Origin of the sequence: Cytobacillus eiseniae (assembly GCF_017874625.1) — a bacterium.
Taxonomy (GTDB): Bacteria; Bacillota; Bacilli; order Bacillales; family Cytobacillaceae; genus Cytobacillus; species Cytobacillus eiseniae.
In genome coordinates, this window is record NZ_JAGIKZ010000005.1 from 93,817 (window position 1) to 117,040 (window position 23,224).

At 39.2% G+C, this 23,224-nt stretch carries 21 protein-coding genes; 1 reads left to right on the forward strand and 20 read right to left on the reverse strand.

All coding sequences use genetic code 11. The features are described from left to right. Positions 1-75: 75 nt before the first annotated feature. The 4 genes from J2Z40_RS06610 to mce all read right to left on the reverse strand — a co-directional run bounded on the left by J2Z40_RS06610 (position 76) and on the right by mce (position 3,927). Complete coding sequence (locus tag J2Z40_RS06610) at positions 76-552, reverse strand: chemotaxis protein CheW (protein ID WP_157087831.1); 477 nt, start codon at positions 550-552, stop codon at positions 76-78. A 176-nt stretch (positions 553-728) separates the two neighbouring features. After that, the gene (locus tag J2Z40_RS06615) at positions 729-1,847 is read right to left on the reverse strand and encodes a tripeptidase T (RefSeq protein WP_066395750.1); all 1,119 of its coding nucleotides are present in this window, start codon (positions 1,845-1,847) and stop codon (positions 729-731) included. 114 nt (positions 1,848-1,961) lie between these two features. After that, positions 1,962-3,512, reverse strand: coding sequence for an acyl-CoA carboxylase subunit beta (locus J2Z40_RS06620; protein WP_066399397.1), 1,551 nt, complete (start codon positions 3,510-3,512; stop codon positions 1,962-1,964). Between the two features lies 1 nt (position 3,513). Next, positions 3,514-3,927, reverse strand: coding sequence for a methylmalonyl-CoA epimerase (mce, locus tag J2Z40_RS06625; RefSeq protein ID WP_066395751.1), 414 nt, complete (start codon positions 3,925-3,927; stop codon positions 3,514-3,516). A 192-nt stretch (positions 3,928-4,119) separates the two neighbouring features. Here mce and prli42 point away from each other — a divergent pair, with 192 nt between their 5' ends. Continuing rightward, positions 4,120-4,215, forward strand: coding sequence for a stressosome-associated protein Prli42 (gene prli42 / locus J2Z40_RS06630; RefSeq protein ID WP_209795146.1), 96 nt, complete (start codon positions 4,120-4,122; stop codon positions 4,213-4,215). 120 nt (positions 4,216-4,335) lie between these two features. On the opposite strand, the gene J2Z40_RS06635 is transcribed toward prli42, so the two are convergent. The 16 genes from J2Z40_RS06635 to yqiS all read right to left on the reverse strand — a co-directional run bounded on the left by J2Z40_RS06635 (position 4,336) and on the right by yqiS (position 23,059). Then, the gene (locus tag J2Z40_RS06635) at positions 4,336-4,827 is read right to left on the reverse strand and encodes a L,D-transpeptidase (RefSeq protein ID WP_066399399.1); all 492 of its coding nucleotides are present in this window, start codon (positions 4,825-4,827) and stop codon (positions 4,336-4,338) included. Between the two features lie 42 nt (positions 4,828-4,869). Beyond that, positions 4,870-5,865 carry an aromatic acid exporter family protein gene (locus J2Z40_RS06640; protein ID WP_066395754.1) on the reverse strand — a complete coding sequence of 332 codons (996 nt, stop codon included), beginning with the start codon at positions 5,863-5,865 and terminating at the stop codon, positions 4,870-4,872. A 100-nt stretch (positions 5,866-5,965) separates the two neighbouring features. Beyond that, positions 5,966-6,688: an ATP-binding cassette domain-containing protein gene (locus J2Z40_RS06645; RefSeq protein ID WP_066395756.1), complete on the reverse strand. Its 723-nt coding sequence runs from the start codon at positions 6,686-6,688 to the stop codon at positions 5,966-5,968. After that, positions 6,681-7,340, reverse strand: a complete 660-nt coding sequence (locus J2Z40_RS06650; RefSeq protein ID WP_066395758.1) for an amino acid ABC transporter permease — start codon at positions 7,338-7,340, stop codon at positions 6,681-6,683. The genes J2Z40_RS06645 and J2Z40_RS06650 overlap by 8 nt, the downstream gene beginning before the upstream one ends. 362 nt (positions 7,341-7,702) lie before the next feature. Continuing rightward, a complete protein-coding gene (locus J2Z40_RS06655; RefSeq protein ID WP_066395760.1) occupies positions 7,703-8,491 on the reverse strand; it encodes a transporter substrate-binding domain-containing protein in 789 nt (262 codons plus the stop codon). Positions 8,492-8,718: 227 nt separating this feature from the next. Next, a complete protein-coding gene (locus J2Z40_RS06660; RefSeq protein ID WP_066395763.1) occupies positions 8,719-9,156 on the reverse strand; it encodes a BrxA/BrxB family bacilliredoxin in 438 nt (145 codons plus the stop codon). A gap of 131 nt (positions 9,157-9,287) precedes the next feature. Next, complete coding sequence (gene meaB / locus J2Z40_RS06665) at positions 9,288-10,400, reverse strand: methylmalonyl Co-A mutase-associated GTPase MeaB (RefSeq protein WP_066395766.1); 1,113 nt, start codon at positions 10,398-10,400, stop codon at positions 9,288-9,290. 1 nt (position 10,401) lies between these two features. Further along, positions 10,402-12,594, reverse strand: coding sequence for a methylmalonyl-CoA mutase (gene scpA, locus J2Z40_RS06670; RefSeq protein WP_066395769.1), 2,193 nt, complete (start codon positions 12,592-12,594; stop codon positions 10,402-10,404). Beyond that, a complete protein-coding gene (locus J2Z40_RS06675; RefSeq protein WP_066395771.1) occupies positions 12,587-14,428 on the reverse strand; it encodes a methylmalonyl-CoA mutase family protein in 1,842 nt (613 codons plus the stop codon). Before J2Z40_RS06675 ends, scpA begins: the two co-directional genes overlap by 8 nt. Positions 14,429-14,604: 176 nt before the next feature. Continuing rightward, positions 14,605-15,927: a dihydrolipoamide acetyltransferase family protein gene (locus J2Z40_RS06680; protein ID WP_066395773.1), complete on the reverse strand. Its 1,323-nt coding sequence runs from the start codon at positions 15,925-15,927 to the stop codon at positions 14,605-14,607. 107 nt (positions 15,928-16,034) lie between these two features. Then, positions 16,035-17,018 (reverse strand): alpha-ketoacid dehydrogenase subunit beta, encoded by a 984-nt coding sequence (locus J2Z40_RS06685; RefSeq protein ID WP_066395776.1) that lies wholly within the window; start codon positions 17,016-17,018, stop codon positions 16,035-16,037. A 15-nt stretch (positions 17,019-17,033) separates the two neighbouring features. After that, positions 17,034-18,029, reverse strand: coding sequence for a thiamine pyrophosphate-dependent dehydrogenase E1 component subunit alpha (locus J2Z40_RS06690; protein WP_066395777.1), 996 nt, complete (start codon positions 18,027-18,029; stop codon positions 17,034-17,036). A 58-nt stretch (positions 18,030-18,087) separates the two neighbouring features. Next, the gene (lpdA, locus tag J2Z40_RS06695; protein WP_066395779.1) at positions 18,088-19,506 is read right to left on the reverse strand and encodes a dihydrolipoyl dehydrogenase; all 1,419 of its coding nucleotides are present in this window, start codon (positions 19,504-19,506) and stop codon (positions 18,088-18,090) included. 85 nt (positions 19,507-19,591) lie between these two features. Beyond that, complete coding sequence (gene buk / locus J2Z40_RS06700; RefSeq protein WP_066395781.1) at positions 19,592-20,695, reverse strand: butyrate kinase; 1,104 nt, start codon at positions 20,693-20,695, stop codon at positions 19,592-19,594. 332 nt (positions 20,696-21,027) lie between these two features. Continuing rightward, the gene (bcd, locus tag J2Z40_RS06705; protein WP_066395783.1) at positions 21,028-22,122 is read right to left on the reverse strand and encodes a branched-chain amino acid dehydrogenase; all 1,095 of its coding nucleotides are present in this window, start codon (positions 22,120-22,122) and stop codon (positions 21,028-21,030) included. Between the two features lie 31 nt (positions 22,123-22,153). Next, positions 22,154-23,059 carry a phosphate butyryltransferase gene (gene yqiS / locus J2Z40_RS06710; RefSeq protein ID WP_066395786.1) on the reverse strand — a complete coding sequence of 302 codons (906 nt, stop codon included), beginning with the start codon at positions 23,057-23,059 and terminating at the stop codon, positions 22,154-22,156. Positions 23,060-23,224: the final 165 nt, after the last annotated feature.

Sequence of the window (23,224 nt, forward strand, 5' to 3'; positions counted from 1 at the left end):
GCACTTCCTTATGAAAATTCTCCTCCTATTTTAACAAAAAAACAGAGAGCTTGTTTGCCTCTCTGTTCAAAAATATTAAGTCGTTTCTTTCTGTGATTTCATGAATTCCTGAATTTCTCTTATCCCATCAAGTGATTGGACTAAAATTGATGGATCAATCATTGTGATCACTCGGGAATCAAGATTTGCAACGCCAGTAAAATAGGTTGTCTTTTGGTAAGCGATTAAACCTAATTGCTTTAATTTATCTGATGGAATATCAATGATTTCCTTTGCCTCTGAAACAATGACACCTATTGAGAGCATCTCTGTTTGTAAAACGATCATCTTCGTTGCCTCAGACATCTCATATGATCGATTATAGAGAATCTTTTCAAAATCAATCACAGGAATGAGCTCATCTCTTACTTTCGTAATCCCATTTACATAGCTTGGTAAGTGAGGTATCGGTGTTATTCCTTCTACTTTTTCAATTGACATCACAAACTGAATTGGAATTGCATATTCTTCATTGCCAACTTGAAAAACAACTACCTTATTAATATTATCCAATTTTCTCCACCCTTCCATTCAGATAGGTGTATATTACCACTATCAATTTATTACAAATATATCATATTCTCCTTATATGGACTAGCAAAGGAAGTTGATTTAGTAGATAAGTCACGGATTTGCTATTCTTCAATCATCTAATGTAAAAAGAGAACCAAACGAGGTTCTCCTTTTTATCAAGCTGATACTTCTTCAATAATCGCAATGACCATTTCAGCTAATTTATTTAATTCTTCAATTGGCATACGCTCATTCGTTGTATGGATTTCTTCATAACCGACAGCAAGATTAACGGTTGGAATATCAAAACCTGCAATGACATTCGCATCACTGCCGCCGCCACTTTTTAATAGCTCACTGCTGCGGCCAATTTTCGCTGCAGCTTTGCGTGCTACTTCAACCACATGGTCGCCTTCACCAAATTTAAAACCAGGATACATCACTTCAACTTCAACCTTTGCTTGTCCACCCATTTCAACAGCAGCTGTTTCAAATGCTTCCTTCATTTTGCTTACTTGCTGTTCCATTTTTTCATTAATTAATGAACGTGCCTCAGCCAAAATTTCCACATGGTCACAAACGATATTTGTTTGTGTACCACCTTCAAAGCGGCCAATATTTGCAGTTGTTTCTTCATCAATTCGCCCTAATGGCATTCTTGAAATCGCCTTAGAAGCAATTGTAATTGCTGAAACACCTTTTTCTGGTGCAACACCCGCATGCGCTGTTTTGCCGAAGATCGTCGCTTTTACTTTTGCTTGTGTTGGCGCTGCAACAATAATATTTCCTACCTTGCCATCACTATCAAGCGCATAACCGTATTTAGCTGTAATTAATGATGAATCAAGCACCTTTGCACCAACTAATCCAGATTCTTCCCCAACAGTAATAATAAACTCAATTTTGCCATGTTGAATCTTTTGTTCCTTCAACACTTTAATTATTTCAAGCATGACTGAAAGACCTGTTTTATCATCTGCACCTAGAATAGTTGTCCCGTCTGTTACAATATAGCCATCTTGAATGGATGGTTTCACTCCTCTTGCAGGTACGACTGTATCCATATGTGAAGTAAAGTAGATTGTGTCTACTCCCTCCTTCGTTGCTGGAAGGGTGCAAATTAAGTTGCCAGCACCATGTCCAGTCTGTGCTGTCGTATCATCTTCAAAAACTTCAACACCGAGGTCAGAGAACTTCTTCTTCAGAACCTTGGCAATCTCTGTTTCAAATTTTGTTTCAGAATCAATCTGCACAAGCTCTAAAAATTCATTTAATAATCGTTCATGATTAATCATCTTCCATTCATCCTCCCAATATATGTATAAATCAATATGTTCTTAACTATTCTAGTATACCTTTACGATAGTTGTTTGCAAATAGATTAAGAAGAGCATCGCAGAAAACGATTTTTACAAAGGAATATTCCCATGCTTCTTCTTTGGTCTTGTTTCCTTTTTGTTTTTAAGCATATCAAGTGCTTGAATAAGCTTGATTCTCGTTTCCCGTGGATCGATAACATCATCCACCATTCCTCTGCTGGCAGCTACATATGGATTGGCAAATTTCTCGCGGTATTCTTCAATTTTCTGTGCTCTTGTCGCTTCTGGATCGTCACTATCTTGTATTTCTCTAGCAAATATAATATTTGCCGCTCCTTGTGGCCCCATGACAGCCACTTCTGCATTTGGCCATGCAAAAACAAGATCTGCACCAATTGATTTACTATTAAGCGCTACGTACGCTCCCCCAAACGCCTTACGTAAAATAACAGTAAGCTTTGGAACAGTTGCTTCTGAGTACGCATACAAAATCTTTGCTCCATGACGAATGATTCCACCATGCTCTTGCTTTACACCTGGGAAAAAGCCTGTCACATCTTCAAAGGTGATGAGCGGAATATTAAACGAATCACAGAAACGGATGAATCTTGCTGCCTTATCTGATGAATCGATATCCAGACCACCAGCCATAACTTTCGGCTGATTACAAACTAAGCCAACAACTTCGCCTTTGATTCTAGCTAGTCCGACAACAATATTTTTCGCAAAATCTTGCTGAACCTCCATAAAGGAATCTGTATCAACAACTTGCTCAATTACTTTTCTAACATCATAAGGACGAACCGCATCAAAAGGAATAATATCTGTCAAGTCTGGACGATAGTCTTCCTCTTCTCCACCATCGAGCATTGGAGGTTTTTCCTCATTATTTTGCGGAAGATAGCTAAGAAGCTTTCGTACTTCGGCAATGACCTCTGCTTCTGTTTCCGCTTTAAAATGAGCATTCCCACTAATTGAATTATGTACGCTTGCTCCACCCAAATCTTCTGGGGAAATTTTCTCACCCGTTACTGTTTCAATTACCTTTGGCCCAGTAATAAACATCTGACTTGTTTTCTCAACCATAAATACAAAATCAGTAATTGCTGGGGAATATACGGCACCACCCGCACAAGGTCCCATAATAACCGATATTTGAGGAATGACCCCTGAATAAATGGAATTACGGTAAAAGATATGTCCATACCCGTCAAGAGAGACAACCCCTTCTTGAATTCGTGCCCCGCCTGAATCATTCAAGCCGACAAAGGGCGCACCATTTTCAGCTGCCAAGTCCATTACATTGGCAATCTTCTTCGCATGCATCTCACCTAACGCCCCTCCAAAAACAGTGAAATCTTGTGAAAATAAAAAAATGGGCCGGCCATTTACTTTCCCGTAACCTGTTACGACCCCATCACCAGGTCCCTTTTGTCCATCCAGACCAAAGTCTGTACAGCGATGTTCAATGAAAGGATTTAATTCAACAAATGTCCCTTTGTCTACTAATAACTCAATTCGTTCTCTAGCAGTAAGCTTGCCTTTTTCATGCTGTTTGGCAATTCTCTCATCTCCGCCACCTAATTCTATTTCTCTGCGGCGGTCATATAATTCATTGATTTTTTCATAGATGTCTGCCATGCTATTTATCCATTCCTTTCTTCTCACAAAATTCATAGAGTACACTTCCAGTTGATTTTGGATGCATGAATGCTACCTGTGCTCCCCCAGCTCCAGCTTTAGGTACATCTTGAATCATTCGGATGCCATTTTCTTTCATTTCTTTAATTCGCTCTTTAATGTCATCTACTGCAAGTGCCACATGATGCAGCCCTTCTCCTCGCTTTTCAATAAACTTTGCAACTGCACTCTCTTCACTCGTAGGCTCTAATAGCTCTAGCTTTGTTTCCCCTGCTTGAAGAAAGGCTACCTTCAGCTTTTCGCTTTCTACTTCTTCAATCCCTAGCAGTGGGAGCTTTAAACAGTCTGTATAAAATGGCAATGCCTCTTCTAGTGAACGAACAGCAATGCCAATATGGTCAATTTTTTTTATCATTAGTACCCCTCCATTTGCAGAGAAATTCTCTTCATTCAAAAATTATACGCTTATTTTTATAATAAGAATATACTGATACTTTAATTATTCGCTAAATATGTCGAAAACCCTTTTTTAAATTGAGCGGTTGTTCATTATGATCTTTCCTAGTAAAATAGAAATAGGAGAATTATTTTTGGGGAGGTAAATGTATTGTCTAATAGAAAAATGCGGAAGATGGTTGTTTATTTAATGATTTTTGCCATGCTTGCCTCAACATTACTTATTGGTCTATCCATGTTTTTATAAGAAAAGCGAAGTGCCTCTTCCTTTATCAGCTCACCTTGTGACTTCGAGGCAATTGGCGCTGTAGAATTTTTAATAATAAACGCAAAAAAGAGGTGCCATAACGCACCTCTTTAACTTTTTTCACTTTATTGCTCCATATTCTCTCCCAATCTGTTCATAGTCATCCTCTGTTGATGTCACTACTATTTTTGTTCCAATTGGGATTATTTCGTAGAGAGATTCGATTGCTTCATTCTGAAGCCGGATACAGCCTTGGGAAACATATTTTCCAATAGATTCAGGAGTATTTGTCCCATGAATCCCATAAATTCTCCCATCGGTATCTTTCGCGTCAAATCCAATCCATCTCGTGCCTAACGGATTTGCTGGATCTCCTCCCTCTATATCTTTCTTCCGATAATATGGATTTTTAGCTTTAACTATAATGGTAAATAGTCCTTCAGGTGTTAAATCTTCTGTCTTCCCAGTAGCGGCAGAAATGACCGTCTGTACTCTATTTTCATGAATAAAAGCGACTTCATTTGTTTTTTTATTTACGATAACAAAGGGATCTCCAGGCATTGGATTCGGTCCTAACGGCCAGAGTGGCGAGATAACAAGTACAATTAGCATAGAGGAAATGAATTTTAACAACTAATCACCTCTCTTTTCCCCTTAGTCTGTACCTGTTTCAGTAAAATGATTCCCTGTTCCTTCCTGCTTTAACTCTTTTGAGACACTTTTGATCCATAAATATTGCTCCATCTCTCGTACAAATTGATAAAGAGCGGCTCGTGCTTCAAATTCTTCTCTTGTTTTTGGCAACTCCATCCTTTTAAATGATGATTTCATTTCATATAACTTATCTAAGAAACGGCTAGCTGTATTTCCCGGGTGAATATTCGCCGCTAACTCCTCAATAAAATCAGCAACCATATCTCCTTGTAAAGGCATATATGATAGGGATGTAATAATTGGAAGAACCCGTTCGATAATTTCAAATTGCTTTTCCCGTAATTTAAAATAATGATGATACGTATGTTCATTTCGAAGGAAGCGATTCTCCACATCCCTATATGCGAGTAATTCTGCTTCTTCAATTAATTGCGCGGTTTCAGTTATTTCCAATCCATCCCAATTACTTTCACTCGTTCGCAAGTAAAGAACAATCTCATCAAATATTCGTTTGAAATTCTCTTCAATCTGAATTTGATAATCCTTTAGTTTCTGATCAACACTAGGCATATAAAGGTTTGCAAGAAGGGCAACACCAATTCCAATTGTAATGATTCCTAATTCATTTAAAAGAATAGAAAGCGTAACCTCTCCCGCAGAATAAATATGCAAAATAATCACACTGCTAGTGACAATTCCATCGCTTATTTTAAGGATGACAGTTGTCGGAATAAATAGAAGCAAAAGAAAGCCAATGATAATCGGATGAAAGGCCATCCCTTCAAAGAAAACAGTCGCAAATCCCATTGCCAGCAAGCATGCCAGAAAACGATTCAAAGAAGTTTTCAATGATTTCACTTTCGTTACTTGTATACACAGAATCGTTAAAATTCCCGCTGAAACAAAATGATCAAATCCAAGAATCTGTGCAAAAATAATTGATACAGTTGTACCGATTGCAGTCTTAATTGTTCGATAACCAATTTTAAACTTCATTTCAAAACTCCTATTTACCAAATTCCTCTACCAATTAAATTATGTCCAAAAAAATAGAAGATGATCAGCAAAGACCATCTTCTTCCACTTTTATATTCAATTATAGCATTTTTTGCAAAAAGTCCCTTGCACGTCCTGATTTTGGCTTTGTGAAAAACTCTTGCGGTGGTGCATCCTCAACAAGCTTACCCCCATCTAGAAAGAGAACACGATCTGCCACCTCTCTAGCAAAGCCCATTTCATGAGTGACAATCGCCATCGTCATCCCAGTATGTGCTAATGATTTCATTACATCAAGAACTTCCTTTACCATTTCTGGATCAAGTGCTGAAGTCGGCTCATCAAAGAGCATCACTTCAGGCTGCATCGCGAGTGCCCTTGCAATGGCTACCCTTTGCTTTTGCCCACCAGATAACCGTTTTGGGTATTCATTCGCTTTGTCTGACAAGCCAACTTTCGCTAATAGTTCAAGGCCTAGCTTTTCTGCTTCTTGCTTTGTTTGCCCTTTCACCTTCATCGGTGCATAAATTAAATTCCCTAATACAGTCATATGGGGAAATAAGTGAAAATGCTGAAAGACCATGCCTACATTTTGCCTAATGTCCATAATATTCGTTTTCTTCTCTGTAATATCCTGATTGTTTATAAAAATACGGCCAGTTGTCGGCTTTTCCAATAAATTGATGCAACGAAGGAACGTTGATTTCCCCGATCCGGATGGACCGATAATTGCAACGACCTCGCCTTCTTTAATCGATGTTGATATCCCTTTTAATACTTGAAGCTTCCCGAAATCTTTATATAGTTGATCAATTTTAATCACCGCGTCTCATTCTCCTTTCAATCACTTTTCCAAGGATTGTTAATGTCATGACCATGATGTAGTAAATGAGACCCGCCAATAATAACGGCTCAAAAAAGCTATATTTATCTGCCCCAACTTGATAAGCTCTTCTCATAATATCCATTACACCAATTGTTGTAACAATTGCAGATTCCTTTGTTAATGTGATGAACTCATTCATTAAAGCAGGTAAAATGTTTTTCAAGGCTTGTGGCAGGATGATATTGAGCATCATCGGCCGGTATGGTACACCTAATGCCATAGCTGCTTCACTTTGCCCTTTATCAACGGCTAATATTCCTGCACGAATGATTTCAGAAATATAGGCTGCCGAGTTTAGACCAAATGCTAACACTGCTGCTACATACGGTTCAATTTGATAACCCAAAATTTGCGGAGAACCAAAATAGATGATCATTAGTTGCAGCACTAATGGTGTTCCTCTAAATATAGAAGTATATATGTCTGCAAACCAACCTAACACTTTAATCGAGCTAATCTTAAATAAAGAAAGAATAATACCGAGTAAAAACCCTAACAGGCCTGCCAATGCAACAATTTGCAATGTCACACCAATCCCTCTTAATATATATGGCAGGGAAGGGAGAATGGATGTAAAATCTAAGTTCATATTGCTACCTCAATCCTCTCAATAAGAAATGCGTATGCGCCTTGATCACCCCCGACATGCACAAGACAAGCTGGCTAGAAGGTTTGTCCTTTAACCTTCTGGACAGATTGGCTTGTGACCTCGAGGGGGTAGGCGCAGGAGCTGAACAATAAGAAATGCGTATGCGCCTTAATCAGGGATAACAAACATAAGACAGGGCAGGGAATAGGTTGTTCTTTTCCCTTCGTGCTAGATTAGGATCATAGCCCCCCTAAGCGCATAAGCTAGACAATAAGAAATACGGGTATAACTTTAAGGGAAAAAACGTTCAGAAGTTGTGACTCTTCTGAACGTTTTTAGGAGATTAAAAGTCTAGCTTATAATCATTCACCTTCAAACCACTTTTTCAAAATCTTATCTAATTCCCCGTTATCAATTAATTCTTTCAATGCTTTATTAAATTCTTCAGTTAGTTCGCTGTCCTTTGGAAGGGCAATCGCATAACCGCCATCCGTATCTTCAATTGTAAAGCCATCAATATCTTTATTATTTTCTAAATAGCCCTTTGAAACTGTGTCCTCAATAATAACTGCATCTAAACGTCCCGCTTTGATTTCTTGAATTAATTCAGGAACACGATTGCGGCTTTCAACGGCCATATCAATTTCTTCTGCTAATTCATTTGCTTTATCCTCTTGAATCGAGCCTAATTGAGCACCTACTTTTTTGCCCTCAAGATCTTCAACCTTAGTAATCCCACTGTCCTTTTTAGAAACGATCATATGCTTTGATGTATAGTACGTATCACTGAAATCCACACTTTTTCTTCTCTCATCATCAGCATTCATTGCTGATAGAACAAAATCTACTTGACCAGATTTGAGTGCTTGAATTAAACCGCCGAAATCCATATCGCGAACTTCAAACTCATAGCCAAGCTTTTCTGTTACCGCCTTTGCAATATCGATATCGATGCCAATAATGTCATCCCCTTTTGCTGTATCAATATATTCAAATGGTGGATAGTCTGCTGACGTTCCCATCGTTAGAACTTTTTTATCAGAACCCTTATCGTTAGAGCCATTAGATGATGCTTCCTCACTTGAACCACATGCTGCTAGTAATCCGATTAATAGAATGCTAATAAAAAAATATGAGAATGCTTTTTTCATTATTATTTCCCCCTGTATTTTTTCTGAAAATTAGTATAATTGCCTATAATCTATTATTAGTGATTAATTACTATTTTTCAAGTATCAATAAAAAATTAATAATTATTCATCTGAATGTATTTTAACACATAAATAGACTTATGCAATACTATTTTTAAAAATAAATAGGGTTGCATTACCTTCTACAAAATAAAAAAAAAGCCTCTTCTCGAGACTTTTTTTCTATCTTATAAATCTTTGCAATGTTGTTCAAATGCATTTTGAAGTTTATTAATGACTGCCATTGGTTCATGGCCTTCAATTTCATGGCGTTCTACCATTTGGCAAAGCTTCCCATCCTTTAATAAGGCAAAAGATGGAGATGATGGTGGAAAACCTGTAAAGTAGCTGCGTGCTGCATCTGTTGCTTCTTTATCCTGACCTGCAAATACTGTTACTAAATGATCTGGACGCTTATCATAGTGTAAGGAATGAGCAGCTGCTGGACGAGCAATTCCACCTGCACAACCACAAACAGAGTTAACCATTACAAGTGTAGTTCCTTCCTTATTCAATGCTCTTTCAACGTCTTCAGGTGTTTTCAATTCTTCATAGCCTGCATCGACGATTTCTTTACGTGCATTTGTAACAACATCATTCATGAAAAAGTTAAAATCCATATTCATAAAAGTAGTACCTCCATAAAAATAGTAAAGACTATCTATATCATACCAATAGTTGGAGGGGTTTTTCAATGTATGGATTGTTGCAGAATAAAAATTCAACCGTTTTCTTCCTCGACTTTGATCCAGAAAACTTATTTTGTTATATAAATACGAAATAGCTCTTCAACAGCTGATGTAGCTGTTCTTGTGCCAGCCATCACTTCATTCTCAAATTTGGGCAGCTGCTGTTTCACCTCTTGATGGTAGAAGAAACTATATTGAAGCTGATCCATGATCATCGAATAAATCCATTCCTTCGTTTGGGCTCTTCTTCTTTCTTCAAAAACACCTGATTCTTTCGTCGTTTCCTCAAATGCTAGGATTAATTCCCAGATTTCCTTCATGCCTTCATGATACAGCGCAGAGCAGATGGAAGCACGTGATTTCCAGCCCTTTGTTGCAGGTTGAAGAAAATGCATGATCCGATTGTATTCAGCCTTAGTTTTTAATGCTAGTGGCTTATTTGGTCCGTCAGCTTTGTTAACAAGGACGGCATCCGCTAATTCCATTATTCCTTTTTTCATTCCTTGAAGCTCATCTCCTGCTCCTGTTAGCACCAGTAGCATGAAAAAATCGACCATTTCTCTTACAATCACTTCACTTTGACCGACACCAACAGTCTCAACTAGAATGACATCAAAACCATAAGCCTCACATAGTAGCATCGTTTCTCGTGTTTTCCGGTGAACCCCACCAAGCTTTCCAGCTGATGGGGAGGGACGAATATAAGCCCTGTTATTTCTTGATAGCTGCTCCATTCTCGTCTTATCACCAAGAATACTTCCGCCGCTAATGCTTGAGCTTGGGTCAACTGCTAGTACAGCCACTTTCAAACCTAAGTTACATAAATATGTTCCAAAAGCTTCAATGAATGTGCTTTTTCCTGCGCCAGGCACACCTGTTATTCCAATGCGGATCGCTTTTCCAGTATAGGGAAGCATCTTCTGCAGCAATGCTTGTGCATAGCTAAAATGATGTTCTGCATTGCTTTCAATCAATGTGATGGCACGTGCTAGCATGCTTCGATCGCCGGTAAGAATGCCTTTTTCGAATTCATCTATATTCGGCTTCGTCCGATCTTTCTTCTGGAAACGGTTATTAATGACAGGATTCGTACTCCCTTGATCTGTCTGAACCCCTTTTCTTACGACGCTCATAAAATTTTCTGGATTTCCTCCATCAAACCATTCCGGCCTTTTGTCCATTTTACTCTACCACTTCCTCATAACCGAGGCGACTGTAGATGGCTCGTATGACCTTTTGTGCGGCAACAGGAATAACTGTACCAGGACCGAAAATAGCTGCAGCTCCCTGTTCAATTAAATAATGATAATCTTGTGCAGGGATTACACCACCTGCAACAACAAGAATATCTTCTCTGCCAAGCTTCTTAAGCTCCTCAATCAGCTGTGGAAGAAGGGTTTTATGACCAGCCGCCAGTGAACTCATCCCAATCACATGGACATCATTTTCCACAGCTTGAATAGCTGTTTCTTCGGGTGTTTGAAACAATGGTCCAATATCAACATCAAAGCCCAAATCAGCGAATGCGGTTGAAATTACTTTTGCCCCACGATCATGTCCATCCTGTCCCATCTTCGCAATGAGAATTCGCGGCCTTCTGCCTTCATTCTCCAAAAACTCTTCTGTCATCTTTTTGACTTCGAGAATTTCCTCTTCATTAGAAAAGGCAGAACTATATACCCCACTAATCGAACGAATAATTGCTTTATGACGATTGGCCACTTTTTCAATTGCATCAGAAATTTCCCCGAGTGTTGCCCTGACACGAGCCGCTTGAACAGCTAGCTTTAATAAATTCCCTTCACCAGTCTCCGCACTCTTTGTTATCGCCTCAAGTGCAGCCAGTACTTGACGCTCATCACGAGAAGCCTTCAGCTTTTCCAGTTTTTCAATTTGTTTTACCCGGACAGCTGTATTATCAATATCAAGGATTTCAAGCGGTTCTTCTTTTTCAAGGCGGTATTTATTCACGCCAATAATTATCTCCTTGCCTGAATCAATTTGCGCTTGTCTGCGAGCTGCTGCTTCTTCAATTCTCATCTTTGGCAAACCTGTTTCGATCGCTTTCGCCATCCCGCCAAGGTTCTCAATCTCTTCAATATGAGCCCAAGCACGCTTAATTAATTGATCCGTTAGTGACTCAACATAATAAGAGCCTGCCCATGGATCAATCACATTTGTTATTCCAGTTTCCTCTTGTAGAAATAGCTGTGTATTACGAGCAATCCGTGCGGAAAAGTCAGTTGGCAATGCAATTGCTTCATCAAGTGCATTCGTATGAAGTGACTGCGTATGCCCCATTGCTGCAGCATGTGCTTCGATAAGTGTTCTCGTCACATTATTATAAGGATCCTGTTCTGTTAAGCTCCAGCCTGATGTTTGTGAATGAGTTCTTAGCACCATCGATTTTTGGTTTTTCGGAGCGAATGTTTTCATCATTTTTGCCCAAATAAAGCGGCCTGCACGCATTTTAGCCACTTCCATAAAGTAATTCATACCGATTCCCCAGAAAAAGGACAATCTAGGTGCAAAAGAATCAATATCGATCCCGGCCTTCAGTCCTGTTCTAACATATTCCAGCCCATCTGCAAGTGTATAAGCAAGCTCAATATCTGCCGGTGCTCCTGCTTCTTGCATATGATATCCTGAAATACTAATACTATTAAACTTTGGCATATAGTTAGATGTATATTCAAATATATCAGCAATAATCTTCATTGACATTTCTGGTGGGTAAATATATGTATTTCGAACCATATATTCTTTTAAAATATCATTTTGAATGGTCCCAGATAATTTGTCCTGACTAATGCCCTGTTCTTCGGCAGTGACAATAAAAAAAGCCATAATAGGCAGGACTGCCCCATTCATTGTCATTGAGACAGACATCTGATCCAAAGGAATCCCGTCAAATAGTGTTTTCATATCAAGTACTGAATCAATCGCAACGCCTGCCTTACCAACATCTCCAACCACTCTAGGATGGTTAGAATCATACCCACGATGCGTTGCAAGATCAAATGCAACAGAAAGACCCTTTTGTCCCATCGCTAGATTGCGTCGATAAAAGGCGTTGCTCTCATCCGCTGTTGAAAAGCCTGCATACTGGCGGACTGTCCATGGTCTATTAACATACATCGTTGGGTATGGTCCGCGTGTATATGGTGGCAGTCCTGGTTTCCCATCCATATGTTCGAGTTCTTGCATATCTTCTTCCGTATAAAGTGGCTTTACTTTAATTTGTTCATATGTTTCAAAAAGTAGATGATCGATTGATTGATTTAATTCTTCATCGATTTTCTTTTTCCAATCCTCGTTTATTGTTTGTTTCTGATCAAATAGAGCTACCTTTTTAAAATTAGGCTTCTTACTCATTGATTGCCACCTCCATTTCATTCAGTAAAATGGCGAGGATTTCATAACAATTGCTCTTTACATGAATAAATCGTTCAATGCCTGCAGCGTTAAGTTCTTCCTGTTGACTTGCTTCTGGAAGCCCTGCTAAAAATACTTTTATATTTGGATTTTTCTCTTTTATTAAGCGTGTGATGCTTAGCGCTAATTCACCATATTGCTTATTTGTCCCACAGATCACATAATGATTCAATTGTGTTTCTTCGATAAAGTTTATGGCCATTTGTGACTGTTCAATCTCTAGGCTCTTAACTGCTTGAATGCCTCCTGGTGTGAGAAAACCAGTCATAAAATCAGCACGTGTCTTATGTTCCTTTAATTCACCTAAGCATATGAGGCCAACCTTTGTATGAATGCCAGATTGTTCCATTTGCTCTGCGGCTCTGCGTAATTTTTCAAAAGGCTCTGACAGTCGCACTTGTGGAATTGATAGATTATGTCCATGATCATTTTGCACATTCTGAAGTGGTTTATCAGCTAGATTCGCATATATATTTGTCCCGATTAGGCTCTGTTTCCGGGTAAATATATCTTCCTTTCTTTTCTCCATGACTTCTGCAATTTGCTCTTGAAGCCAACCCGCTGATAATGCTTCTACTATGCCGTTTTTTTCCTCCATTTGAAGAAATAATTCCCATGCATTTACAGCAAGATCATTTGTTATGCTTTCCACATACCAAGATCCCCCCGCCGGATCGATGATATTCTTCAAATGTGCTTCTTCTTTTAAAATCAATTGCGTATTCCGAGCAATTCGTTCGGAAAATGGGGTTGAGTTTCCTTCAGGGTCGTTAAAGGGACTAACATGCAGGTACTGAATGCCACCTAACACTGCCGCAAAAGATTCATTCCCTGCTCTTAATATATTCACATACGGATCATAGGCTGTTTTTGTAAAAGATGAGGTTTCAGCTGAAATGACCATTTTTTGATCTTCTGGTTTTGCACCATATGCTTCTGCCACTTTGCCCCAAAGCAATCTTGCGGCTCGAAGCTTTGCAATTTCCATAAAAAAGTTTGCACCAATTGAAAATTTAAAGACCATTTTCGATAAAATCGTTTCTAAACGTATGCCTCTCTCTATTAACTGCTGAATATGATGAACACCTGTTGCTAGTGAAATAGCAAGTTCCTGAACGGCATTTGCTCCACCATTATGATAAACAGTTGTATCAATTAAAATCGTTCTTAACTTTGGCATGCTTTGATCTGCTAATTGGATAGTTGTAACCCATTTATCATATATTTCTGTTAAGGATGAAGCCGATCGATTAAGAATAATTCCTGCGACTGGATCTGCAGCAATATAACCTGAGATTTGCTTAGCATCAGCAAGCTTTGCCAAGTGATTAAGTAAATCATTTTGATATTTATCTGTATCAATGCAAAAAGGATAGTTTGTATATATACCTGCAATCAGCTTGTCCATATCAGAAAGTGGGAGACCTTCTACACAAAGTGAAATTGCCGTCTGCCCTCTGTCAATGGCTTGAAGGAGTTTTTCTCTTAAAAGCTCGGCATTTTCTGCACGGAGCTTTTGGGCAATTTTCCAATTGTCCGAAACGTTCCCAAACTTTTCAGAACCCCTTCTAAAGTCTGGGTAACCAGGATATTCGTTAAGTCCCTTTTGATCAACAGTCTCTTTAGAATAAAGCGGTTTCAATTGAATATTTTCATATGTAATCTTTGATAAGGATTCAACAGGCTTTCCCTTTAACGTTTCTTCTGCTTTTTGCTTCCAAGCATCCAACGTTTGCTCTTCAAACGTTTCATTCATCATCTTATTTAGTGTCATAGCCACTGTCTCAAAGCAGACAGCCTTCCCCCCTTTAGATGCGCAATAATAATAAAATTCAAAATTATTTTCTCTTTATTATTTTAATATACATAATAAAAACAAGCAATTTAATATCGGGAAGGAGTAGTATAACAAAAAAACCGCTGCAATTGCAGCGGTTTTTTGCATCTATATTAATATACAGAAGTATTTTCTTTAGACGTGTTTTCAAGAATTTCTTTTACGCGTTTTAAGAAGTTTCCGCATACTAGTCCGTCTAACACACGGTGGTCAAGTGACATACATAGGTTAACCATGTCACGTACAGCAATCATGCCATTATCCATAACAACTGGACGTTTAACAATTGATTCTACTTGAAGAATCGCTGCTTGTGGGTGGTTGATGATTCCGTTTGATTGGATTGAACCAAATGAACCAGTGTTATTCACTGTGAATGTACCACCAGACATTTCTGCGCCAGTTAATTTACCTGCACGTACTTTTCCTGCTAGCTCACCAATTTCACGAGCAATGCCTTTGATCGTCTTTTCATCCGCATTTTTAATAACTGGAACGAATAATGCATCTTCAGTTGCAACTGCGATTGAAAGGTTGATATCTTTCTTCTGAACGATTTTATCTCCAGCCCACATAGAGTTGATCATTGGATAATCCTTAAGAGCTTGAGCAACAGCTTTTACGAAGAAAGCAAATGGTGTAAGGTTGAAGCCTTCTTTCTTTTTGAAGTCAGCTTTTAATGAATTACGGAAATTCATTAGGTTTGTAACGTCAACTTCAATCATCGTCCAAGCGTGTGGAGCTTCATGCTTAGATTTAAGCATGTTTGCAGCGATTGCTTTACGTACGCCAGATACTGGGATTTCGATATCACCAGGTACAACTGGTACATTTGTTGGAGCAGCTGATTTAGCAGGTGCCGCTGCTGCCTTTGGAGCAGGAGCTGCTGCTTGTGGTGCTGCCTCTTGTACAGGTGCTGCTGGTGCAGTGCCTGCTTTTGGAATATTTCCAGACTCAATAAGTGCATTTAAGTCTTTACGAGTAATACGGCCGCCAGCACCTGTACCAGCAACTTGACTTAAATCAATGCCATGCTCTTGAGAAAGCTTAAGAACTGCTGGTGAGAAACGTGCGCCGCTATTATCAGTTTTTGCAACTGGAGCTGCTGCTGCAGGAGCTGGAGTGCTAGCTGCCGGTGCTGCTGATGCTTCAGCCGCTGGTGCTGCTGGCGCTTCAGGAGCTGCCGATGCTCCGCCTTCAGTTTCAATAGTAAGGATTACTTCACCAACTTCGTAAGTTTCTCCTTCTACAGCAATCAACTCTTTAATCACACCATCAAAAGAAGATGGAACTTCTGAGTTTACTTTATCTGTTGTTACTTCTGCAAGTGGATCATATTTTTTTACTTTATCTCCAACAGAAACGAACCATTGATTGATAGTACCTTCTGTTACACTTTCCCCAAGTTTGGGCATTTTAATTTGTTCGATAGCCAATGGGATTGACCTCCTTCAAGCAATTATATTTCTAGCTGTCATCATCAAGCTGTAGCTCATAGCCCCTCTAGATATCCTAGTGAGGCATATGAACCTTTTATTATGAATTAGTATTCAGCAAGTTCTCTTGCTGCTTTTTCTACTTTTTCAGGGTTAACCATGAAGAATTTCTCCATAGTTGGCGCATACGGCATTGCAGGTACATCAGGACCAGCAAGACGCATGATTGGCGCATCAAGATCAAATAGGCAGTTTTCAGCAATAATTGCAGCTACCTCACCAATAATGCTACCCTCTTTATTGTCTTCTGTTAGAAGAAGTACTTTACCTGTTTTAGAAGCAGCTTCGATAATTGCTTCTTTATCTAATGGATATACAGTTCTTAAGTCAAGAACATGTACAGAGATGCCATCTTTAGCTAATTTTTCTGCCGCTTGTAATGCGAAATGCACACATAGTCCGTAAGTGATGATTGTTAAATCTTCACCTTCGCGTTTTACATCTGCTTTACCAATTGGCAATACATAATCATCATCAGGCACTTCACCTTTGATTAAACGGTATGCACGTTTATGTTCAAAGAAAAGTACTGGATCTTCGTCTCGAATTGCTGCTTTTAATAAACCTTTTACATCATAAGGAGTAGAAGGCATAACAATTTTCAGACCTGGTTGGTTAGCAAATATTGCTTCAACCGATTGTGAGTGGTATAACGCACCGTGTACTCCGCCACCATATGGTGCACGGATAACCATTGGACAAGTCCAATCGTTGTTCGTACGGTAACGAACTCTTGTCGCTTCAGAAATAATTTGGTTCACTGCAGGCATAATGAAATCAGCAAATTGCATTTCTGCGATTGGACGCATGCCGTACATTGCCGCTCCAACACCAACACCAGCTATTGCAGATTCTGAAAGTGGTGTATCCATTACTCGATCTTCACCAAATTTTTCATATAAACCATTAGTAGCTTTAAATACGCCACCCTTTAATCCTACGTCTTCACCTAAAACAAAAACTTTTGGATCTCTTTCCATTTCTTCGCGGATTGCCATGGTTACCGCATCAATATAAGAAATTACAGCCATGTTTATTCCTCCTTACTATTCAGCGTATACGTATTTCATTGCATGTTCTGGATCTGCATATGGTGCATTTTCAGCGTAATCTGTCGCATCATTAACAATTGCCATAATACGATCTTCGAATTCTTTTTCTTTTGCATCATCCATGATTTTGTTTTCTTTCAAGTATGCTGCGAAAGTGATCATAGAATCAATTTTCTTAGCTTCTTCTACTTCTTCACGTGAACGATATGGACGATCATCATCATCGGAAGAGTGTGGAGTTAAGCGGTATGAAACAGTTTCAACTAATGTTGGGCCTTCGCCTTTACGTCCTCTGTCTGCAGCAGCTTTAACAGCTTCATAAACAGCAAGTGGATCATTTCCATCAACTGTTACACCAGGCATTCCATAACCAATTGCACGGTCAGATACTTTTTCACATGCTAATTGTCTTTCAATCGGAGTAGAGATTGCGTATTTATTATTTTCACACATGAAGATAACTGGAAGCTTATGTACGCCCGCAAAGTTTGCACCTTCATGGAAATCTCCTTGGTTAGAAGAACCTTCACCAAATGTTACAAATGTAACTAGGTCTTTTCCTTCTAATTTTCCGCCTAATGCCACACCAACAGCATGTGGAACTTGTGTTGTAACCGGTGAAGAACCTGTTACGATACGATTTTTCTTTTGACCGAAGTGACCTGGCATTTGACGTCCGCCTGAGTTTGGATCTTCAGCTTTTGCAAATGCAGAAAGCATTAATTCTCTAGCAGTCATACCAAAGTGTAATACTACACCCATATCACGGTAGTATGGCAGTACATAATCCTTATCTTTATCAAGTGCGTATGCTGCACCAACTTGAGCCGCTTCTTGACCTTGACATGAAATAACAAATGGAATTTTACCAGCACGGTTTAGAAGCCACATACGCTCATCAATACGACGTGCTAAAAGCATTGTTTCATACATTTCTAATACTTTCTCATCGCTTAAACCAAGCTCTTTATGACGATTTTTTTTAGCCATTTTATAACCTCCTAAGTTAAGTATGTATGAGAGCTAACATGTAGCTCTCAAATTATTATTATCCGTGAATTGCTTTCCCATCCACAGCTAATGCTGCTTCGCCCATTGCTTCTGATAATGATGGGTGAGGGTGGATTGTGTGTGCCACTTCCCATGGTGTTGCGTCAAGAACTTTTGCAAGACCCGCTTCAGAAATCATGTCTGTTACGTGCGGTCCAATCATGTGCACACCTAGAATATCATTTGTTTCTTCATCAGCAACAATTTTCACAAAGCCATCAGATTCACCAAATACAAGTGCTTTACCGATTGCTTTGAATGAAAATTTGCCTGTTTTTACTTTAAAGCCTTTTTCTTTTGCTTGATCTTCTGTAATCCCAACACTTGCAGCCTCAGGAGCACTATAGATACATTTTGAAACAAGATCATAATCGATTGGATGTGGATTTTCTCCAGCAATATGTTCAACAGCAACGATTCCTTCATGTGAAGCAACATGTGCTAATTGTAGTCCACCGATTACATCACCAATTGCGTAAATATGAGATTCTTTCGTTTGGAAGAACTCATTTGTAGCGATGTAGCCTTTTTCAACTTGAATATCTGTATTTTCAAGGCCAATTCCTTCAACGTTAGCTTGACGTCCAACAGAAACAAGAACTTTTGCAGCTGTAAATTCTTTCTGCTCTCCTTTAACCTCTGCAGAAATTGATACAACATCCCCTTGCTTAAGTGTTTCAGGAAGAACTTTTGCACTTGTTACGATTTTCACGCCTTTTTTCTTCATCAGACGTTGCATTTCTTTCGAAATCTCTTTGTCTTCTGTAGGAATAATGCGATCTGCATATTCAATTACAGTAACATCTGAACCGAAATCTGAAAGCATAGAAGCCCACTCGATACCAATTACGCCACCACCAACGATGATAATTGACTTTGGAATTTCTTCCATTGCTAATGCTTCATCAGAAGTCATTACATTTCCGCCAATTTCTAGTCCTGGCAATGTACGAGGGCGTGAACCTGTTGCAACGATCACATTTTTAGGTACTAGCATTGCATTATCTTCACCGTTGTTCATTTCTACAGAAATTGTTCCAGGCATTGGAGAGAAAATAGATGGACCTAAAATACGGCCAAGTCCTTCATAAATATCAATTTTCCCTTGTTTCATAAGGTGTTGAACGCCTTTGTGAAGCTGATCAACAATTTTCGTTTTTCTTTCTTGTACCTTACCGAAGTTTACAGAAACATCACTAGATAGAACACCAAATTCTTCACTATTTTTTGTTTGTGCATATACTTCAGCACTTCTTAGTAACGCTTTACTTGGAATACATCCTTTATGTAGGCAAGTACCTCCAAGTTTTCCTTTTTCAACTAAAGCTGTTTTTAACCCTAATTGAGAAGCACGGATCGCTGCTACATATCCGCCAGTTCCTCCACCAAGTATGACTAAATCATATTCTTCTGCCATTTTTACTTCCTCCTATCATATGCCCAATTAGACGGCCGGAATGTTGCCCATTTGGACAACAGGATCCGGCTTTTACGAACATCCCTTATTGAACAGTAGCTGCTACTTTACCTGGGTAAGTCTTTTCTGTTTCTTCTCCACGAAGAACACGAAGAGCGCCTTCAGCAAGTGCTTGTAATTCATCTTCACCTGGCTGTACGATAACGTCAGCAATCCAGCTAATGCGATCGCTGATTTCTTTTACGAAGCCTTTCCCGTAAGCAAGTCCACCAGTAATGATAATCGCATCTACTTTTCCGTTAAGAACTGCACTTGCAGAACCGATCTCTTTTGCAACTTGGTAAGCCATTGCTGAGTATACCAACTTCGCATTTTCATCGCCATTTTCAATCATTTTTTCTACTTTGACTGCATCATTCGTACCTAGATAGCCAACAAGACCACCTTGACCAACTAGCTTCTTCATGATTTCTTCACGGTAGAATTGACCTGAATAGCATAATGATACTAATTCTCCTACTGGCACGGTTCCAGCACGTTCTGGACTGAATGGACCTTCACCATGTAAACCATTGTTTACGTCGATTACTCTTCCTTGTTTATGAGCACCGACTGTAATTCCACCACCCATATGGGTAATGATTAAATTAAGCTCTTCATATTTCTTTCCAAGTTGCTTAGCAACTCTACGCGCAACTGCCTTTTGGTTCAATGCATGGAAGATACTCACACGTTCAACGAGTGATAATCCAGAAACACGAGCAATTGGCTCCATTTCGTCAACAACAACTGGATCAACGATATAGGAAGGGATATTTAAAGCTGTTGCAATTTCATACGCTAAGATACCACCAAGATTAGAAGCATGCTGACCCGCAAAACCTTCACGTAAGTCACTTAGCATCGCATCGTTTACATTGTAAGTTCCACCTTCAATTGGTCTTAACAATCCGCCACGACCACATACAGCACTTAGTTTCGATATATTAAAGCCTTCTTGATCCAACGTCTCAAGAATAGCGTTTTTTCGGAATTCATATTGATCAATAATATTTTCAAATGTATTAATGACATCCGTATCATGACGTAATGTTTTTTCTAGAATAGAAATGTCATTATCGAAAACGCCAATTTTCGTTGATGTAGAACCTGGATTGATGACGAGAATTCGATGTCCTTGTTCTTGCACTGTTAAACCTCCAATAGAAACAGATCCTCCCAGCAGATTTCTAAGCTGATATCTGCTGGAATAGACGGCTGCTTCATTATTTCTAAAAAGTGAGGGCGCTGAACTTTTATTCAGCGCTTTGCTCTTGCTATCATTGTTTTACTTGCTTCTTATAAGGATATTTCGTAAAAACTTGTTAAATCTGATCAAGCCGCTTCCACTTTTCTCTGTCCAGCTCCAGCGGCTACCTCCTCGAGGTCATAAGTCAATCTGGATTGAAGGTTAAAGTACAACCTTCATTCCAGCTCGTCTTATGCTTGTCGGAGGTGACCAAGCCGCTTCCACTTTTCTAATTAACGGTGGCTTAGGATGTTGCGGCCATTTTGTAGGAATTGGCTGCGAGATTGTTGAACTCTTGCAATTCTTTCTTCAGCCATACGGTCAGCTGCTTTGTAAGAAGGAATACCATCGCGTTTTGAGATTTCCATAACTTTTGCAATTGTATCGTAAAGTCCTTCTACTTTCTTCATTGCACGCTCAGCATTGTAGCCGTATAATTCGTCAGCAACGTTAATAACGCCACCAGCATTAATTACATAGTCAGGTGCATAAACGATACCCATTTCATGGATGATGTCACCGTGACGTTCTTCTTTTAATTGGTTGTTAGCAGATCCAGCAATTACTTTTGCTTTGAATTGTGGAATTGTATCATCATTTACAGTTGCGCCAAGTGCACATGGTGCGTAGATATCACATTCAACGCCGTAGATTTCATCTGGGTCAACCGCTTTAGCACCGAAGTCATTAACAGCACGTTGAACAGCTTCTTTGTTGATATCAGTAACGATTAATTGAGCGCCTTCCTCATGTAAATGTTTACATAAGTGGTATGCAACGTTACCTACACCTTGTACTGCAACTACTTTACCTTCTAAAGAATCTGTTCCAAATGCTTCTTTAGCTGCAGCTTTCATCCCTACATACACACCGTAAGCTGTTACTGGAGATGGGTTACCTGATGAACCGAATGCAGGAGAGATACCTGTTACAAATTTAGTTTCTTCGTAAATAAGGTCCATATCAGCAACAGTTGTACCAACATCTTCAGCTGTGATGTAACGACCATTTAAGCCTTGAACAAATCGGCCAAATGCGCGGAACATTTCTTCGTTCTTATCTTTACGAGGGTCGCCGATAATAACTGTTTTACCGCCACCAAGATTAAGTCCAGCAGCAGCATTTTTGTAAGTCATACCTTTAGCAAGACGCAATGCATCTTCAATTGCAGCTTCTTCAGAAGCATATGTCCACATACGAGTACCACCAAGTGCTGGTCCTAATGTTGTATCATGAATTGCAATAATTGCTTTTAAACCTGAAGTTTTATCTTGGCATAATACCACTTGTTCGTAATCATACTTTTCTAGATATTTGAAAATTTCCATTATAAAATTCCTCCCAAAATATGCGTGTAATTTATTTAGATGCAGAGCAAATGGCTAAAGCAAGTGAGTATACTTTACTTTCAGCGGAATCGGCTCTGGATGTTAAAACAATTGGTGCTTTGGCGCCAGCAATTACTGCCCCTACCTTCGCTTTTGCGAAATATACTAATGATTTATATAGGGCATTGCCAACTTCTATCGTAGGAACTAGCAAGATGTCTGCTTGTCCAGCGACTTCACTCTTTATTCCCTTATGCTCAGCTGCAGCTAAGGAAATTGCATTATCTAATGCGAGTGGCCCATCTACAATACAGTCTTTGATTTGACCACGCTTATTCATTGCAGTTAATGCGGCAGCATCTAATGTTGCCTGCATCGCAGGGTTCACAACTTCCACTGCTGCAATTGGCGCAACTAGTGGTGTTTCAACACCAATGCTTTTTGCAATTCCAACAGCATTGTTGATTATTTGAGCCTTTTGAGTTAAATCAGGCGCAATATTCATCGCTGCATCTGTAAGAATTGTAAAACGATCAAATCCTTCTACTTCAAAAACAGCAACATGGGACAATACACTTCCTGTACGTAATCCATATTCTTTATTCAACACAGCTTTCAAAATAGTTGCAGTAGGGACATTCCCTTTCATCAACACATTTGCTTCATTCAGCTTCACTGCTTTTACAGCATGTTCTGCCGCAGCAGCACTTGAAGGTGTGTGAATAATTTGAAGTTTTTCATTTTTAGCTAAATCACCATGATGCTCATCCATAATTTGAAGAATTTTTTCTTTATCCCCAAACAATATGAATTTGGCTAAATTGTGATTGAGTGCTTCAGCAACAGCTTCGATCACTTCATGATCTTCTGCGGCAGCAACTGCTACAGTTTTTTCTTCATATTGGGTGGCTCTCTTTATAAGCGAATCCAATTTCATTGTCTCAACCCCTTTACTCGAGAAGCGCAAGGATCTTATTCAAGGACGTCAAGCATAAGTCGAGCCCTTTCGAAGATTTCATTTCATCCTCTTGAAAGTTCGGCTTTACCTTCATTCCATAGATGCTGGAGTTAGACAACTCCTAGACTCCTAAAGCACTTAACT